This window comes from Natrinema pallidum DSM 3751 (assembly GCF_000337615.1).
GTDB classification, from domain to species: domain Archaea; phylum Halobacteriota; class Halobacteria; order Halobacteriales; family Natrialbaceae; genus Natrinema; species Natrinema pallidum.
Genome location: NZ_AOII01000073.1, coordinates 1 through 17,348, shown reverse-complemented (window position 1 = coordinate 17,348; position 17,348 = coordinate 1). Strand labels below are relative to the sequence as shown.

Genomic DNA, 17,348 nt, shown 5'->3' with positions numbered 1-17,348 from the left:
TTTTTCATTATATTTAGTTAAAATAACGTCTCAGCCGCACCGATTGTGTCGTTGGGTGTGGTTTTCACTATCTTGATCGATAGCATTATATATGTAGATACAAGCACTACGCTTATGCCAGGTGATAACAACCAGGTCTCTCGGCGTCGTTTCATGAAGTCCGCCGGGAGCGCCACGGTCGTCGCGACGGCTGCGAGTTCCGTTTCCGGCTGTCTCGGCGGCAATGGCAGTGGCGGTGGGACGCTTCGATACGGTCGCAGTGCACACTCGAAAACCCTCGATCCGCAGGATACGACCAGCGGCGAAGTGTCGAAGGTCACGAACCAGATTTACGACGGGCTCATCGACTTTCAGCCCGGCGAGGCAGCGATTACCAAGAGCCTCGCGGTCGACTGGTCGATGGAGGGGACGGACGTCACGCTCCAACTGCGTGAGGACGCCCAGTTCGACGACGGGACCGACTTCACCGCCGACGACTTCATCGCGACCTACCGGCGGTTCGTCGACGAGGAGTACGAGTACCACGTCGGGGATCTGTCCTCGTACGGGCCGTTCACGCTCGGAAACTGGATCGACTCCGTCGAAGCCGACGGCGACTATACGCTGAACATCACGCTTACGGATCCGTACGCGCCGTTCCTGCGTAACCTCGCGATGTTCGCTGCCGTCGTCCTCCCGCAGGACGCGATCGAGGGCGATTTCGACTTCGCTACGGACGCCAACGGTACCGGCCCGTTCAAACTCGACGAACTCGACAATTCGAACGGTCGAATCAAACTCATCCCCAACGACAACTACTGGGGCGACGGGCCGAACGTGGACCAACTCCTGTTCATCGAACGCGGACAGAACTCCACGCGAACGCAGGCCCTCACCAAAGGCGAACTCGAGATCATCGACAATCTCGGGCCGAACAACATCGGGCAGGTCAGAGACTCCGATGCCGCCGAAGTCCAGTCGGGTGAAGGCATCAACATCGGGTACATGTCGTTCAACCAGTCCCGCGTGGAAGCGTTCCGTGACCCGCAGGTCCGCCGGGCCATCAGTTACGCCATCAATACCGAATCCATCGTCTCCGAGATCTATTCCGACATCGCCGAACAGGCCGACCAGCCGTGTCCGCCGGCGCTTTTCGGCCACAACGACGATCTCAGCCCGTATCCCAACGACCCCGAGAAGGCACAGTCGCTCCTGGAAGACGCCGGCTACGGTGACGGCTTCTCCTTCGAGTTGACGACCTTCCAGAACGCCCGCGGCTACAATCCGGCACCGATTTCGACGGCGGAGTCGATCCGGACGGACCTCGGGAACATCGGTATCGATGTCACCATCGACGATCGACAGTTCTCGGACTACCTCACCTACACCTCAGAAGGGAAACACGATGCGTCGCTGGCCGGTTGGTATACGGACAACGCCGACCCGGACAACTTCTACTACGTCCTTCTCCACCCGCAGGTCGAGTCCCCCGACGGACAGGACTGGGTGGACTGGGACACGGAGGGGTACAACACGTCCAACCGAACCGCATGGGCGAACCAGGACTTCATGGACCTCATCGAGGAGGCCCAGCAGACGTCAGCCAAAGACGAGCGCGCCGAACTCTACCACGACGCCGCCCAGATCGCCTACGACGAAGCACCGTGGGTATACATCGACTACGCCGACGAGATTCGTGGCGTCCGCAACACCGTCAACAACTACCAGGTGTCGGCCATCGGTGGCCCACACCTCCATCTCGTCGACGTCGAGTAACGCGGTTGTTGACAGGAAACATTTTAAACATTCACACTCATCCCTCCGCATAATGGTATCAAAGCGGTTCATCGCCAAACGACTGCTGTTGCTCGGTCCGGTGCTGTTCGGAGTGGCGACAGTAGTCTTCGCTATCCTCCATCTCTCGCCCGGAGACCCCGCGATCGCGATCGCGGGCGAACGCGCGAGCCAGGAGTTCGTCGAACAGGTCCGCTCGGATCTCGGACTCACCGATCCGCTGTGGGAGCAGTACGTCCGTTTCCTCCGAAATACTGCGACGTTCGACTTCGGAGAGTCCTACCAGGTCCGACGCGGGACCGCCGTCGGCGATATCCTCGCCGATCGGCTCCCGATCACGATCGAACTTGCCGTTCTCGGACAGATAGCGGGGCTCCTGTTCGGGCTGCCGCTCGGAATCCTGAGCGCCGTCAAGCAAGACACGCTGACCGACCACTTCTCTCGAGTCGGTGCACTCACGGGAATCAGCGTCCCGATCTACTGGAGCGGACCGCTTCTCATCCTGCTGTTCGCACAGGTGCTGGGTATTCTCCCGACGAGCGGCCGTATCGGCTCCACTTATTTCATCGACTCGAAGACGGGGTTCATCCTGATCGACACCCTTATCGCCGGCAACCTCGCGGCGTTCCAGTCCGCGGCCCGGCATCTGGTCATGCCCGTTATCGTCCTCGGCGTGTACTCGATGGCGTTCATCTCTCGAATGATGCGCTCGTCGATGCTGGAAGTCGTCCGGCAGGACTACATGCGGACGGCCCGCGCGAAAGGGCAAGGCGCGAAAACGACCGTCATGAAACACGGACTCCGGAACGCGTTCATCCCCGTCATCACCATCATCGGGATCCAGTTCGGGTCGATGCTCGGCGGTTCCGTGCTGACCGAGACCGTCTTCGAGATCAACGGGATCGGGACGCTGCTCGTGGAGGCGATCAACAAGAGCGACTACCCGGTGGTACAAGCGACCGTCCTCGTGTTCGCGTTCATGTACACGATCGTGAATCTCCTCGTCGACATCACCTACTCCGTCCTTGACCCACGGATCGATCAATGAGTACGAAAACCCACTCCTCCGACGTCGAACGCAGTATCGTCGATCGCATCCGCGCGAGTCCGTTCCTGACGGAACTGCTATCGAACCGCATCGCCGTCGCGGGTCTCAGCCTCATCGTCGGGCTGTTCGCCGTCGCCATCTACGCTCGACTCGTGTACGATCTCGACGCCATCGTCGCGACCAGTTTCGGCTCGAACCCGAGTGAGGCAGCCCCGAGCGCCCAGTTCTGGTTCGGAACCGACGGACAGGCCCGCGACATCTTCCCGCGGGTCCTGTACGGCGCGTGGTACGCGCTGAAGTTCGGAACCGCAACCGTCCTCGCGTCGACGGTCCTCGGCATCACTGCCGGCATCGTCGCGGCGTACTACGGTGACCTCACCGACAACGTGATCATGCGGACGATGGACGTTCTCCTGTCGTTCCCGTCGCTGCTGCTGGCGCTCGCGCTCGTCACCATCTTCCCCGAGTCGCTGGGCCTGTGGCGTGCAGTCGCCGCGCTCACGCTCGTTTACACGCCGCGGTTCGCCCGCGTCGTCCGCGGCGCAGCGCTGAAAGTCCTCGAGGACGAGTACATCGAGGCGACGCGTGCGCTCGGTGCGACCGATCCGCGGCTGTTGATCCGTCACGTCCTGCCGAACTGTCTGGCCCCCATCACGGTCCAATCGACGCTGAACTACGGGCTGGCCATCATCGATATCGCGGCGCTGTCGTTCCTCGGGTTCGGCGCGAACCCCGGCGACCCGTCGTGGGGGATGATGCTCGCCAATGGCGTCGAAAAGGGACTGTTCTCCGGCGCGTGGTGGTGGTCGTTCTTCCCCGGCCTGTTCCTCGCGCTTACCGTGCTCGGATTCAACCTCCTCGGCGACGGGATGCGGGATGCCTTAGATCCCCGCATGCGAGATGCCGTCGACTGATTCCGCCGTCCCCGTCTCGAGGAGCCGCGTCGAGCGCAGCCGTCGGCTCATTATTGCCGCCGCTCGTTGGGTGGCGATCGGGGCCGCGCTCGGCGCGGCCGTCTCGCTGGCGCTGCTGGTCGTCTGGTCGCCGCGAGCCGCGACCGATACGGCGTTCGCGCTCGGCGCGCTCGTGCTCGGGTTCGGCGTCACCGCGTGGTCGACCGCAGTCGGTCTCGGGCAAACCATCGAGGGCATGAAAGCCCACCTCGACGTGAGCGCCGGCTGGACCGAAGCCAGCGCTCGGGAGGCGTTTTTCGTCGTGTCGTGGACGGGTGCGGGCTGGATCGTCGCCGCGGCCGCCTGCTCGATTCTGCTCGGCGTGTGATCGCCGAGCGCTCCGCGCCGTCGAAACGTGGCCGTCAGACGGGACGCAGGTGCTCACAGTCGCCGGCCGAGACCGTCACTCGCTCGTCGTCGGTCTCGACCACGAGCGCCCCCGACTCCGTCACGTCGATCGCCTCCCCGACGATCTCGCCCGCGGGGCGATCGACCCGCACGCGCTGGCCGAGCGTCAGCGCCAACTCGCGCCATGCGGGAACGACCGCCTCGAGATCGCGCCGGTACCGATCGAACCCCTCGAGCAGGCGCTGGACGAAGCGCCTGCGGTCCACGTCGCCGGCCTCGGCGCGGACGCTGGTCGCTCCCTCGGGCAGCGCGTCGGCGTCGAGGTTCGCGTTGACGCCGATCCCGGCAACGAGCCAGTCCACGCGGTCCGTCTGGCCCTCCATCTCCGTGAGAATCCCCGCGAGCTTCCGGTAGTCGCCGTCGTCGCCGACCGGGACGACCACGTCGTTGGGCCACTTGATCCGAGCGTCGACGCCGGCTTCGCGGGCGGCAGTCGCCGTCGCGACCGACGCTGCGAGCGTGTACAGCGGTGCCTGCGCTGGCGTGATCGCCGGCCGCGTCACGACGCTCACCCAGACGCCGCCCGCGGGCGCGGCCCACTCGCGATCGAGGCGACCGCGACCGCCGGTCTGTTCGTTCGCGAGGACGGCGACGTCGGTCGCACCCTCGCCGGCCAACTCGCGTGCTCGGTCGTTCGTACTCCCCACGGAGTCGTGATACTCGATCGAAAACGGGGCCTCGAGTTCGAATTCGACCGCCGGCGCATTGTACGCATTGACGGCGACGAGTTCGTAGCCGGTCGGTCCGCTCTCGATCTCGAAATCGGCCTCGCGCAGCCCCTCGATGTGTTTCCAGACGGCCGCCCGCGAGATCTCGAGCGACTCGGCCAGTTCGGGTCCGGACACCGGCCCGTCCGCGAGCGCCGCGATGATCGCCCGTCGTGTTTCGTTCATGCCTCCGCACGGGACCCGCTCGTACTTCAATCGGCTGGATCGAGCGATGTCAGTCGAGCCACTCACAGTGACGTTCAGTCGCGACTCTAGCGCGTGACACGCTCGGAAGGGTCGCGGCGGCCGGTGGTCACCGTACGGTCTTGGAAACACACGTCCGGAAGGGGAACCAGTACGCGAGACCCGACCGGGGGCATCCGGCGCTGAGGACCCAGCAGGGAGTTCCACGGGATGCGGGACGACAGTGGTGGCTCGAGTTCGAGACCCAGGCCTCGCGTCGAACGCTCTCGTTTAGACCGGAGCGCCACCCTGCTTCGTTGGCTCCTGTCGCTCCGAATCAACTGGGTGACTGCCCCGTGTCGTCGTCGTAGTTCGTGTCCGAACCGTATCACCGTACCGTCTCTCGAGTCCGATCGGGCTGTCCCCCGCGTTGTCCGACGGGATTAATCGCGCAGTTCGTACAGTTTCTCGCGGCCCGGCGCGATCAGTTCGTCGAGGTAGGTCGCGAGCGTCCCCTTCGCGTCGGCGGGGTGGAGGTCGCCCGACTCGAGGTCGGCGGCCAGGTCCTCGTAGTCGTCGTAGGTCAGATCGCCGCCGTACTTTTCGGGACGCTCGACGACGATTTCGTCGAACCGCGGGAAGACGTGGTACTCGAACAGTTCGAGAACGGGGTTTTCGCGCTCGGTGCCGTCCTCGCTCGGCTCCGGGTCCCGCGTCGGCGGACAGTACGCCGAGTTGACCTTGTCCTCGAGTTCGTCGGTCGAGTCCTCCATCGAGATGGTGATCCCCTCGCTCGAGGACATCTTCCCCTCGCCGTCGGTGAGGTTGGCGACGATCGGGGTGTGGATCGCCGGGCGAACTTCGTAGTCGAGTTCGGGCAACTTCTCGCGAGCGAGCATGTGAACCTTCCGCTGGTCTAAGCCGCCAACCGCCAGATCGAGGTCGAGGTACTCGATGTCCAGCGTCTGCATCAGCGGGTAGACGAGATGGCTCACCTTCGCCGTCTCATCGCCCTGAATCTCCGCCATCGCGCGCTGGGCGCGGTTCATCGTCGTCTCGCGCTCGAGGTGGTGGAGGTCGAGGGTGTAGTCGTCCTCGAGTTGGAACTCGGAGCCGTAGACGAACTCCGTTAGCTCCTCGTCGAGGCCGTAAGCGAGGAACTGGGCTTTCATCTGTTCGGCGGTCTCCCGGATGTCCTCGAAGGACCCCTTCTCGTTGAGGTAGGCGTGGACGTCCGCCAGGAGGATGACGACCTCCATGCCCGCCTCCTGCAGATCGATGAGTTTGTTCGCGGTGAGGAGGTGTCCCAGGTGAAGCACGCCGGAGGGCTCGTAGCCGACGTAGGCCCGCTTTCCCGCGGCGTCCTCCGCGAGGTCGCGGACTTCCTCGTCGGTGACGACCTCCTCGGCGTTTCGCGTCAATAACTCGTAGGCGTCCATATGTGACAGGAACCGGAGGAGGAATTTATACCTCCTGAAAGGCGCTCGAGTCGACCGAGAATTCTCACTAGCTTCATATCTACAGTATCTAGTTGCTCCCCATCGGGGACAGGACTTTCCCAAAAATAGGCATCGGTCGCGGGTTCCAATAATAAATATTGGAATTCTAAGATGTATTGGGTCAAAATAAATTGCTCAAGCTATAGGATCGCGTAGGAATAGGTATTATCCAACCCAGAAAATGAGAAGAAGGTATATGTGTTTGTCACGTCCAGTGGTAATTGCATGACGCGAAGAAGATCGGTAATTAGTAAATTGGAGTTGGACTGGCATCGCTAAGCGTTTTAGGAAGTGTAAGTGGGGAGAACAATCCCGATAGTGACCCATATACGTTAGAGGAGATTGATGATCGGGTACTAAACGCATATAGCGATGCCGGTAAAAACGGTGTAAAAAGGACCCTAGAAAAACAGGGCCTAAATTATACTATTTCAAATAAAAAGCTATCGGAAAAAGATCGAATTAATAATGGGGATAATGGCAATATTAGTATCCAGAATAAGTATTCGAAAGGTGGATCCGAAGTACTTTGTTCGGCCTTTGAACACCCAGAGAGTGATGAAAGAATTAGGGTTCAAACTATCGCAAAACTTGACGATATCTCTGCCACTCCAGGAATGGCTTCTTGGGCACAGGATGCGATCGGAATAACCTTTAATGAGGATCACTGGACCGTGGTAGGGGACTCAAGTCGTAGAATTCAACCAGAGGAAGCAGGTAGTGTTAATCTCTTCTCGGATAGTTTAGAGGGCGGTGGATTCGCCGCCACTGTGGATATGCCAGACAAGATGTATACATCAGCGAATGTACTTCTTGCAGTTTCTCTACGGAATGTTGATGGTGTTCCTGGAACCGTTGTTGGAAGTTACGAACATAACTGGTCAGTTAATCCAACAGACGTTAAAGTAGAAGAAATCACTGGTGGAAAAGGACCTATCGAAGTTACACTATCCGGATCTAGTAGTAACTGGGACCTAGCAGAGGACACAGATACTGACGATATATTTAGCACTTAAATCATCTGTGTGGACAAACATTTTTAAATAGACAGGATATAAGATGGTGTTATGGAAGCAGAGAATTCAATCCTCGCAATAATTGCATATACTCTGATAGCAAACACCATCGGAATTGATGGTGTGTATTCAGAACTCATATTCATATTCTTTGCCATATCTTTACTCCTATTCATAGTCATTGACTTTATATCAGAGATGATGAATATCTTGGAATAGAAATTTATACAACTTATTTTGATCGTATTGTAATTTCCCAAACTCAGTCGCAGACCACTCTACCAAGATAGCAGGTTGTCACGCCGACACCAACCTCGATAGACTGCTACCATTTCAAGCAATTTTCGTACTCCCCAGCATCAAAATACACATACCGACTACGGACAGGTATCTCGAGCGACGACAACGAACTGGTGTCCGGCTCAGCGGAGCAGACCAGTTCGGTCGGCCGCATCCGACTCCAGGAATTCGGACCGGTCGGAAGGTTTCACTGAACTGGATTAGAGATCGCCCGACCGAATCCGTTCCTCGGCCGCCTCGAGCGCGCGCTCCCGGTCGAAGTCCTCGACGATCGCCCGAAGCGCAGTCTCGTTGGCGTCCGCGAGTTCGCGGGCGTGCTCGGTGATGGTCGGCACGGCACGAATGATGTTGTCGACGACCGGCACGTCCGCCACCTGCGGCGAGCGCGACAACGGGTTGAGGTCGATCACGATCTCGGTCTTGCCCATCTCATCTAATGCCTCGGCGCGGTCGCCGTCCTCGAGGGGCACGAGCACGACGTCGGCCTCGTAGATACCGTCGGCGTCGACCTTGGCCCGCTTGTGATCGAGGTTCGGAATTCGGGCGTCGGCCTCGAGCCCCTTCACGTCGTCCGCGCCGTGCTCGCGGAGGTGCTCGGCGATGGCTTCGATCCGGTCGGGCGTACGGTTGAAGAGGTTGACCTCGAGGTCGGCATCGACGGCGTCGGCGAGGGCGGTCATTTCGCCGGGGACCAGCGCGGCGACGTTGCCGTTGATCGAGAGCACGGGGCGGTCGGCGAGCAGGAGATGGGCGGCGGCGGCCCGCTCCGCCTCGTCGGCGCTCGGAATCGTCTCCTCGCCCAGTAAGTAGTCGAAGGCGCTGCCTCGTCCCTCGGCGTGCATCCCCTGGAGGTGCGTGATTCCCTTTTCGACGCCCGCCTCGATCCGGTGGCGGGTCAGCAGGTCTTGATATCTGGGATGCTCTTCCGGAATCTCCTCCTCCGTCTCGACATCGGCGGAGACGCTGTCGTAGTCGCTCACGAGCGATTACTGGTGGTAGTCGATGAAAAACGACCCGATCGCGCGACGCGCAACCCACCGCTCCCGCCGACCGCTCGCGTGGCCCGTCCCTGCGATGGCACGAAAGGCCGAGCGGAACCCGAGAGGCGGCGTCCGCCTTACTTCAACACCGCACCGGCGGGATGTGTCGCACAGACCGACGGCTCGTAGCCGGCGTCGGAGAGCCCCGTTCCGAGCGCGAAGACCGTCTCGCCGAGCATGGCCATCGACGCCTGTCCGCCCGCCTCAGAGACCTCGGCGATCGTCTCCGTCACCCGTTCGGTGAGCAGGCCGGCGTCGCGTGCGAACAGCCGCGAGGCGTACATGAACGACAGCAGCGTCGGCTCCTCGACGACGCGAGCGAGCGCCTCCTTCCCGGCAGCCGTCAGCTCCTCGGTGTCGCCCGAGAGCACGTCCGCCGTCGAGAGTTCGCCGAACGAGACGTACTCGACGCGCGCCCGCGACGGAATCGCGTCGAGTTTGTTGTCCTGTGGGCCACCCGGCTCGAGGCGGATCGGAACGCCGCCGTGTGCTTGTGCGACCACGTCACCGAGCCCCGTCCCGGCCTGCACCTCGGCACCGTGGGCGATCGTGACGAGTTCGTTCGCGGAGAGTTTGCGCTCGAAGACGCGGTTCGCCGCGAGCGCCGTCCCGAGCGCCATCGCTCCCGAAACGCCGAAGCCGGCCCCGATCGGAAGATCGGCGGCGGCCTCGACGCGGGCGCTCGCATCGAGCGTCTCGAGAACGGTCGTCACCGGTTCGACCTCGGCTTCCGTCCCGTCGAGGACGACTTTTGATTCCGTCGCCGGTTCGACCGATACCTCCACACCGTCTGTGAGCGTCAATCCCGCTCCCCGTGAGCCGGCTTTCGTCGGGTCCTCGTCCGGGTGAGCGCTGAAAAATCCCGTCACGTGACCGGGGACGAACGCCGTCGCCTCCTCGCGCATTACGCCCCCCGTTTCGGCCCGAGCGATATAACGTTGAAGGTTCCCCGCGACGCGTTCGGCCGTTCCAGGTGGGAACAGGTGGTTCCATCGATCCGATCGAATACACCGCACCTAACCCGCTTCAGTCCGTCGCTCGCTCGAGTCCCCCTCTTCAATGGACTCGATATAGAAGCGGAAAGCGCAATCCGAACGGGGCGGAAGAATGGGTCGCATCATGGCTGCCAATGACAACACAGGCGAACGGTCGGGACGCGACGCGAGGACAACTCGACGACCCCTCCTGCGGGCCGCGGGCACGACGCTCATCGGCGGCGGAGGACTGGCTGCCACGACGGGAGCGGCGTCCGCACAGGTGGATACCCCCGACGTGATCGAGGTCAACGACGGATTCTTCGGCTGGAGCGCCGACGGCAGCCTCCCCGTCACGGACGAACTATTCGTCTTCATCCACGGCTGGTTCGGCGACACCACCGTCTCGAGTCAGGCGTCGACCGTTCAGAACGCCCTCGAATCAGGCGGCTATACGCCGACCGAATCCGTCGCGATCGAGTGGCCCGCAACCAACGTCAACTACCTCGGCGCGGAGTCCGATACCGAGGACGTCGGCGCGGTCGTCGCCGACCTCGTCGAAGACTTCGACGACGCCGGCGGCGGCAACGTCCGCCTCGTCGGTCATTCGCTCGGCGGCCGCTGTGTCTACTGGACGGCGACCAAACTCGGCAGCGATTCCGGAATCGAGACCGTCGCGGGACTGGGTACGGCCGCCCACGGGTCCGAAATCTGTGGCGAGCCGTGGAACGCCGGCCTCGGCACCGCCTGCGAGGTCCGTAACTACCACTCGCAAAACGACTCGATGGTCGGCTCGGCGTACGGCGGTATCGGTGATACCGCACTCGGGACGGACGGGGCCGGCTGTTCCCCCGCCTCGAACTACAGCGATGTCGACGTAACCGGCAGCGTCGGCAGCCACCTCGAGTATCTGGGAGACGACGCGGTCGGTTCAGACCTCGCCGACGCGATCACCACCGGCGGCTGCGAGTGAGGCGCGAGCGGGCGTTCCCCGCACTCGAGAAAGTCCTGCACGGGTCGTGCTCTTTCGTCCGACTCGCCGACTCCCGGAGAGTGCTTACGGGCTCAGCCGCTGGCGATCTCGCGGGAAGAGCACGGCTTCTCGGATGTTGTCCAGTCCGAGAATCGTCATGATCAAGCGCTCGCCGCCGAGGCCGAAGCCGGCGTGGGGCGGCATGCCGTACTTGAACATCTTGGTGTAGTACTCGAACTGGTCGGGATCGAGCCCCTGCTGTTCGAAGCCCTCGATGAGCTTCTCGTGGCGGTGTTCGCGCTGACCGCCCGAGACCAGTTCCATCCGCGGGTGCATCAGGTCGAAGCCGGTCGAGAGCTCCGGATCGTCGTCGTGGTCCTTGATGTAGAACGGCTTGATCTCGCTGGGCCAGTCCGTGATGAAGTAGTGACCGCCGACGTCCTGCCCGAGGGCCTCCTCGGCCGGCGTCGAGAGGTCGTCACCCCAGACGAGTTGCTCGTCGAGTTCGCCCGTGGCGTTGATGCGCTCGATGGCATCCTCGTAGCTGATACGCGGGAAGTCGCCCTCGGGGACTTCGAACTCCTCGGCGAGGTCGAGGTCCTCGAGCTGGTCGCCGAAGTTCTCCTGCACGGACTCGTAGGCGGCTTTGACGATGCCCTCGGCGACGTCCATGGCGTCGGTATGGTCACAGAACGCGCCCTCGAAGTCGATCGAGGTGGCCTCGTTCAGGTGCCGCGGCGTGTTGTGTTCCTCCGCGCGGAAGATCGGGCCGATCTCGAAGACCCGCTCGACGTTCGAGCCCGCGACCAGTTGCTTGAACAGCTGTGGCGACTGGTTCATGAAGGCCTCCTCGCCGAAGTAGGTGATCGGGAACAGTTCCGTCCCGCCCTCGGTCCCCGTCGCGACGATCTTCGGCGTGTTGATCTCCGTACAGTCGTAGTCGCGGAACTGGTCGCGGACCGCACGCAACACGTCCGAACGGATCTCGAAGACCGTCTGGACCTCGTCCTTGCGCAGGTCGAGGGTGCGGTTGTCCAGTCGCGTCGAGAGGTCGGCATCGACCTTCCCGGACGGATCGAGCGGCAGTTCGGGGTCGGCGGGCGCGACGACCTCGACGGACTCCGGCGTGACTTCGACGCCCGTCGGCGCGCGCGGTTCCTCCTCGACCGCGCCGGAGACCGTAACGACGCTCTCGCGAGAGACGCCGAGTCCCGTCTCGACTAAGTCGTCGTCCATCTCGTCTTTCTCGAACTTGATCTGGATCTTGCCGGCGGTATCCCGGAGGATCAGGAACGCGATGCCCCCGAGGTCGCGGATCTCGTGGACCCATCCGGCGACCGTCACGTCGTCGCCCGGCTCGGCGTCGGCAGTGTAGGTTCTATCCTGCATACCACCCGATTCACGCAGGCGGAACTTAAGCGCAGTCGTTCACGCCGAGCGGCTCCCGCCGATTCTCACCGCGCGTGCGATCCGCGGGACACCGTCTCGGCGACTCTCGATACCGACCCCTCGACGGCGGGAAACCGTTTTGCCGAGCACGCCGAGTACCGGTGTATGGACGACCTCGAGCGACTCGCTGGCGCGATCCGACGTGCAGACACGGCCGTCGCCGTCACCGGCGCTGGACTCTCGGCTCCCTCGGGCGTTCCGACCTTCCGCGGCGACGACGGCATCTGGGACCGATTCGACGAGCGGCAGTTCACTTCCGACCGGTTCCGGCGCGATCCCGCGGGGTTCTGGACGGATCGGGTCGCCCTCCACCGAGCGATGTTCGACGAGGAGTACGAGCCGAACGCGGGCCACGAAGCGCTGGCTGCGATGGGACGGGACGGGAATCTCGAGGCGATCCTCACCCAGAATACCGACGGGTTACACGGCGACGCCGCGGGGGCGGGCGGCGAGCGGACGAACGACGGCGAACTCGATGTCGCGGCCGAGACCGAAACGACCGTCCTCGAACTTCACGGCAACTCGCGGTGGGTCCGCTGTACCGACTGCGGAAACCGCCGGGACGGCGACCCGATCGTCGAGCGCGCAGCAGCGGGCGAACTGCCGCCGACGTGCGAGTGTGGGGGCGTCTTCAGGCCGGATGTCGTTCTCTTCGGCGACCGGCTTCCGGACGCCGTCCTTCAGCGGGCCCGATCGCTCGCTCGCGAGAGCGACGTGTTCCTCGCGATCGGGTCCTCGCTCGTCGTCGAACCCGCGGCCTCGCTCCCGCGACTCGCCGCGTCGACCGGCGCGACGGTCGCCATCGTGAACCTCGAGCCGACGCCGTGTGACGGGATCGCCGAGACCGTGCTTCGCGAGGACGTGACGGCGGTGCTTCCGCGGCTGCGGGATCTGACCACAGCGTGAGACACCGCGTCGCGGCGCGGTCACTCGCCGAGTCGGTCGTCGATCAACTGTGCCTGACCGCGCCGCAGCCGCTCGCTGACGGCTTGGTTCGAGATTCCGAGTTCGGCGGCGATCTCCGACAGGCCCGTCTCGCGGGGCACCTCGAAGAAGCCGTGCTCGTGAGCCAGCGTGAGTGCCTCCCGCTGGGCGTCGGTCAGCACGGCTCGGGACCCGCGGCGTCGCCCGTCGTCGCCGTCGGCGAGGCGCTGTAACTCGATCGAGACGCCTTCGCCCGCGAGAAACTCGTGATAGCGCCCGAACGAGTCGCGATCCGGAAACCGCATTTCGACCGCCCAACTGCCGTCGGAGCCGTGACACGCGAGCAACTCGCCACCGGCGTCGACCCACTCGCGGTACGCGTCGATGACGTCCGTCTCGCTGCGCTGCAGTCGGTACAGGCTCCCGCGCTCGATCTCGCCGAGTCGGTCGAACTCGTCGATCGTGTCGTCGTCGGCGAGCGTTCGGGCGAGTCCCTCGCGGTCACGATACTGTATTCGACAGAACGCGATGGGGCGAGCGGGATCGAGGGCGTATTGGCGCTCGAGTTCGATCTCGATCGACGGCAGCGCCTCGAGGGTCGGCCCGAGTGCCAGCGCCGGCGACGACGCTTCGAACGCGGCGAGGAGGCTCATGCCCGTTCATGCGCCGCGAAACGACAAAACAGTTGAGGCCACGTTCACGTCTGTCGGCCGGTCGGACCGGATCGCGGACTACGCGTCGTTGGCCGCGTCGACGGTGTCCCGAACCGCTTCGATCCCCTCGTCGTGTGCGAGATCGCCGACGACGACGACATCGGCGTACTGGGCCATCGTGTACGCGGAGTCGTAGTCATGGATTCCGCCGCCGTAGAACAGCGTCGATTCGTCGGTCGCCTCGGCGGCGGCCTCGACGACGGCCTCATCGCCGAGGGTGCCGGAGTACTCGACGTAGATGATCTCCTGGCCGAACATGTGCTCGGCGACTGTCGCGTACGCGCCGACATCGTCGGCATCGAGGTCGCAGTTGGCCTCGGTCAACTCCGCGACGTCGGCCTCGGGGTTCATGACGATGTAGGCTTCCGTCGTCGTCCGCTCCCAGTCGAGTTCGCCCTCGAGTCGAACCCACTCCTTGTGAGCCTCGGTGATCCAGAACGGTGAGCCGGCGTTGAAGACGGTCGGAATGAGATAGCCGTCCAGCGCGTCGTCCTCGAGAACGACCTCGGGGTTCGAGGGTTCCTGATAGAGCGCAACGTCGTGTTCGGCGCAGGCCTCGATGACCGCGCCCATGTTCTCCTCGGTGATGCCCATGGTCCCGCCGACTTCGATCGCGTCGGTGCCGGTCGCACAGAGATCGCCGTAGGTCACGCCCTCGGGGAGCTCCTTGTCCGGGTCGATCTTGAGAATGTGGTTCCAGTCGTCCCAGGGGGTAGTCATACCGCGTCGTTTCCCGACAACCAGCAAAAGCGCTACGAAACGCCCCCGTCCCGCGGATCACGCGTCGCGTCCGGCCACGCCTCGGCCCGCCGGTGGTTTCCACCCCGAACGGGAGCCGGCGGTGGCCGATTTCGGTTCTCGTCGAGTGGCGACCGCGCGGCCAGCGCGCGACGGGTCGGCGTCCCCCGGCGTGGACCGGTGTCGGTGTCCGATGGCGCGCCTACAGTTGCTCGGCGCTGACGGCTCGCATCGCGCTATCGTTCTCGACTTCCCAGATCCGGAGCACGAGGTGTGCCTTACAGTAGTACTCGGCGGTCTCGAGGCCGGTCCGTCCGTTCTCGAGGACGAGCTGGCACGTACCCCCGTTCGAACACTCTGGTGAATGTTCACACATTTGAACTCGGTTCGTCTACTCGTCTCGGCGTCAAGGCTCTGTCGGTGAAGGCGTTCGGTCCCCGCGGTCGGTTCGGGAATCGGATCGCGGTTGGACGGCCGCTCCCCGAACCGGTCGCCGGCGGCTTCGATCGGGCCCTAGATCCCTTGGCTCATCAGATGGCTCCGCAACACGTCGGCCTCCTTGTTGCCCGCACCGGTGTTGACGATGACGACCGTCTCCGAGCCGTCGAACATGCCGCGCTCCGCGAGTTCCCACGCCCCGCTAGCGGCCGCCGCCGCGCTCGGGATCAGTTCGAGCCCTTCCGCCTGGGCCACTCGCGCGGCGGACTCGAGGATGTCCGGGTCCTCGGTCGCGACCGCGCCGCCGTCGGTCTCGCGGATCGCCTCGAGCACGCGCGGGCTCGCCGCCGGATCGGCGATCTCGAGTTCGCCACAGATCGTGTCGGGGTGGTCGACGGAGCGGTGTTCGTCGCGGTCCTCGTCGACCGCCTCGACGATCGGCGCACAGCCGGCCGCCTGCGCGGCGTAGAGTGCGGGAAGGTCGTCGGTGAGTCCGAGGTCGCGGACCTCCTGTGCGGCTTTGGCGAGTCCGACGAGCCCGGTCCCGGCCCCCGTCGGGTACGCGATGACGTCGGGAACCGTCCACTCGAGTTGTTCGACGAGTTCGTAGAACAGCGTCTTCGCGCCTTCGTGGCGGTACGGCGTCTCGAACGAGCGGAGCGAGTACCAGTCGTCGTGTTCCGCGATCCCGTCGGCGAACGCGTCGACGGCATCGCCGTAGCGGCCGCCGACGACGTTCATGTCCCCGCCATGGACGTTGACCATGGCCTTGTTGGTAAAGCCGGACCGAGAGGGGAGGTAAGCGTGGGTGTCGAGCCCCGCGCGGGCCGCGTAAGCCGCGACGGCCTGACCGCCGTTACCCGGCGAGGGAAGCGCGACGTCGCTTGCGCCGTGTTGAACGGCCGCGCTGACGGCCACTGCCGCGCCGCGGTCCGCGACCGACCCCGTCGGGTTCCGTCCCTCGTCTTTGATCAGCACGCGCTCGACGCCGAGTTCGGCGGCCAGGTCGGGACAGTCGACCAGCGCCGTCGCCCCCTCGTTCGTCGTCACCGCCGACTCGCGGGCAACGGGGAGCAGTTCCGCGTAGCGCCACTGCGAGTCGAACGGTCGGTCGGCGAGCGTCTCGCGGTCGAGGTCGATCGCGTCGTCGTCGTAGCGCGGATCGAGCGCGCCGCCACAGTCCGGACAGTGATGGGACACGGCGGCGTCGACGGTCGCCCCGCAGTCGACACACTCGAGCCCGACGAAGGCGTCTGTCGGTTCCATACGCGACCCTTCGGGGCGTCGAACTAAGGGTTGTCCATCGGCACCGCGACTCCGACGGGTGGGTAGCGCGTGTCGACCGCGACATCGAGAGCAGCGGTCGCTACGCCGTGAGTCGAAAGCCCGACAGAATCGGACGGGAGAACGGAGAGATCAGTTGTCGCCGGTCTTCGACTGCCACTCGTAGCCGCGTCGTTTGGCGGACTTGCCGAAGCCACACGACGAGCACTCTTTCTTCTTCGTGTGGTACGATTTCTCACCGCAGCGACGACACTTCGTGTGGGTCGTCTTGTTCTTCTTTCCTTGGCTCGGGGTTCCTGCACCAGTCATGGAGTGATCGAGACGACGTTATCGCCGCGTATAATGGTTGTGTCTTCGGCCGGCGGCTCCTCCTCGACGTTGCCCTCGACGGGGATCGTCACGTCCTCGAGCACCAGGTTCATGTGTTGATCGTAGCCGGCGAGGTCGCCGACGTACTCGTCGCCACTCTTGAGTCGTACTGTCACGCGGTCGCCGAGTGACGCCTCGAGGACGTCCAGCGGTCGTCCACTCATACGCAACACCGCAGGTGACGGACACTTAATCGTACCGGTCCGGAGTCCGGTTTTGGCGGGGTATGGCTGGTACCGCACACCGTGGCCGATAGCAGCACGGGCCGGGACCGCAGTCCCGCGATTTTGCGGCCCGAAATGCCGAGTCGACCGGGACGGGACTCCCGTAATCAGTTCGTACATCGCTCACGATAGGAGACCACTGAACGTCACTGTACATCTGATCGCACGACGCCTGTGCGATCGGTGTGTAATCCGTTTCAGGTGGGACGATAGTGGAGACCTAACCAAACGGCTAAGTGGACACTCGTTGAGCGTCCGCCCATGGGCGACAAGAAATTCACCCTCGTAGAGTTGCACATCGACGGCGAGACGCCTGTCTCTTATACACATCTCTG

General features: G+C 63.5%; 19 protein-coding genes. 8 read left to right on the top strand and 11 right to left on the bottom strand.

Translation table 11 applies throughout. The annotated features are described in order from the left end of the window. Nucleotides 1-153 precede the first annotated feature (153 nt). The 4 genes from C487_RS12090 to C487_RS12075 are packed head-to-tail and all read left to right on the top strand — an operon-like array spanning nt 154 to nt 4,102. Nucleotides 154-1,755: an ABC transporter substrate-binding protein gene (locus tag C487_RS12090; protein ID WP_006186056.1), complete on the top strand. Its 1,602-nt coding sequence runs from the start codon at nt 154-156 to the stop codon at nt 1,753-1,755. A 52-nt stretch (nt 1,756-1,807) separates the two neighbouring features. Next, a complete protein-coding gene (locus C487_RS12085) occupies nt 1,808-2,821 on the top strand; it encodes an ABC transporter permease (RefSeq protein ID WP_006186055.1) in 1,014 nt (337 codons plus the stop codon). Next, nucleotides 2,818-3,735: an ABC transporter permease gene (locus tag C487_RS12080; protein WP_006186054.1), complete on the top strand. Its 918-nt coding sequence runs from the start codon at nt 2,818-2,820 to the stop codon at nt 3,733-3,735. The genes C487_RS12085 and C487_RS12080 overlap by 4 nt, the downstream gene beginning before the upstream one ends. Then, nucleotides 3,722-4,102, top strand: coding sequence for a DUF7268 family protein (locus C487_RS12075; protein WP_049908120.1), 381 nt, complete (start codon nt 3,722-3,724; stop codon nt 4,100-4,102). Before C487_RS12080 ends, C487_RS12075 begins: the two co-directional genes overlap by 14 nt. Before the next feature lie 34 nt (nt 4,103-4,136). On the opposite strand, the gene C487_RS12070 is transcribed toward C487_RS12075, so the two are convergent. Both C487_RS12070 and C487_RS12065 read right to left on the bottom strand, forming a co-directional pair. After that, entirely contained in the window at nt 4,137-5,075 is a 939-nt protein-coding gene (locus C487_RS12070) for a biotin--[acetyl-CoA-carboxylase] ligase (RefSeq protein WP_006186052.1), read from the bottom strand. A 440-nt stretch (nt 5,076-5,515) separates the two neighbouring features. Beyond that, nucleotides 5,516-6,511, bottom strand: coding sequence for a tyrosine--tRNA ligase (locus tag C487_RS12065; protein WP_006186051.1), 996 nt, complete (start codon nt 6,509-6,511; stop codon nt 5,516-5,518). Nucleotides 6,512-7,188: 677 nt separating this feature from the next. On the opposite strand from C487_RS12065, the gene C487_RS20345 reads away from it, so the two are divergent. Beyond that, a complete protein-coding gene (locus C487_RS20345) occupies nt 7,189-7,587 on the top strand; it encodes a hypothetical protein (RefSeq protein WP_152422508.1) in 399 nt (132 codons plus the stop codon). A gap of 51 nt (nt 7,588-7,638) precedes the next feature. Further along, on the top strand, nt 7,639-7,806 hold the full coding sequence (locus C487_RS20660) for a hypothetical protein (protein WP_161605714.1): 168 nt from the start codon (nt 7,639-7,641) through the stop codon (nt 7,804-7,806). Nucleotides 7,807-8,087: 281 nt separating this feature from the next. Here the strand turns inward: C487_RS20660 and C487_RS12060 are convergent, their stop codons facing one another. Beyond that, the gene (locus C487_RS12060; protein ID WP_006186050.1) at nt 8,088-8,867 is read right to left on the bottom strand and encodes a 4-phosphopantoate--beta-alanine ligase; all 780 of its coding nucleotides are present in this window, start codon (nt 8,865-8,867) and stop codon (nt 8,088-8,090) included. 137 nt (nt 8,868-9,004) lie between these two features. After that, a complete protein-coding gene (locus tag C487_RS12055) occupies nt 9,005-9,832 on the bottom strand; it encodes a pantoate kinase (RefSeq protein WP_006186049.1) in 828 nt (275 codons plus the stop codon). Nucleotides 9,833-10,034: 202 nt separating this feature from the next. On the opposite strand from C487_RS12055, the gene C487_RS12050 reads away from it, so the two are divergent. Then, entirely contained in the window at nt 10,035-10,874 is an 840-nt protein-coding gene (locus tag C487_RS12050) for an esterase/lipase family protein (RefSeq protein WP_006186048.1), read from the top strand. A gap of 84 nt (nt 10,875-10,958) precedes the next feature. On the opposite strand, the gene aspS is transcribed toward C487_RS12050, so the two are convergent. Then, nucleotides 10,959-12,263: an aspartate--tRNA(Asn) ligase gene (aspS, locus tag C487_RS12045; RefSeq protein ID WP_006186047.1), complete on the bottom strand. Its 1,305-nt coding sequence runs from the start codon at nt 12,261-12,263 to the stop codon at nt 10,959-10,961. A gap of 165 nt (nt 12,264-12,428) precedes the next feature. On the opposite strand from aspS, the gene C487_RS12040 reads away from it, so the two are divergent. Beyond that, nucleotides 12,429-13,229, top strand: a complete 801-nt coding sequence (locus C487_RS12040) for an SIR2 family NAD-dependent protein deacylase (protein WP_006186046.1) — start codon at nt 12,429-12,431, stop codon at nt 13,227-13,229. 20 nt (nt 13,230-13,249) lie between these two features. Here C487_RS12040 and C487_RS12035 read toward each other — a convergent pair whose 3' ends face one another. The 6 genes from C487_RS12035 to C487_RS12015 all read right to left on the bottom strand — a co-directional run bounded on the left by C487_RS12035 (nt 13,250) and on the right by C487_RS12015 (nt 16,953). Continuing rightward, nucleotides 13,250-13,900: a helix-turn-helix domain-containing protein gene (locus tag C487_RS12035; protein WP_006186045.1), complete on the bottom strand. Its 651-nt coding sequence runs from the start codon at nt 13,898-13,900 to the stop codon at nt 13,250-13,252. Nucleotides 13,901-13,978: 78 nt separating this feature from the next. Then, on the bottom strand, nt 13,979-14,680 hold the full coding sequence (locus tag C487_RS12030) for a phosphoglycerol geranylgeranyltransferase (protein WP_006186044.1): 702 nt from the start codon (nt 14,678-14,680) through the stop codon (nt 13,979-13,981). A gap of 220 nt (nt 14,681-14,900) precedes the next feature. Then, nucleotides 14,901-15,074: a hypothetical protein gene (locus tag C487_RS21035; RefSeq protein WP_006186043.1), complete on the bottom strand. Its 174-nt coding sequence runs from the start codon at nt 15,072-15,074 to the stop codon at nt 14,901-14,903. Between the two features lie 137 nt (nt 15,075-15,211). After that, nucleotides 15,212-16,402, bottom strand: a complete 1,191-nt coding sequence (locus tag C487_RS12025; protein WP_006186042.1) for a threonine synthase — start codon at nt 16,400-16,402, stop codon at nt 15,212-15,214. Nucleotides 16,403-16,552: 150 nt separating this feature from the next. After that, entirely contained in the window at nt 16,553-16,729 is a 177-nt protein-coding gene (locus C487_RS12020) for a 50S ribosomal protein L37e (RefSeq protein WP_006186041.1), read from the bottom strand. After that, nucleotides 16,726-16,953: an LSM domain-containing protein gene (locus tag C487_RS12015; protein ID WP_006186040.1), complete on the bottom strand. Its 228-nt coding sequence runs from the start codon at nt 16,951-16,953 to the stop codon at nt 16,726-16,728. Before C487_RS12015 ends, C487_RS12020 begins: the two co-directional genes overlap by 4 nt. Nucleotides 16,954-17,348: the final 395 nt, after the last annotated feature.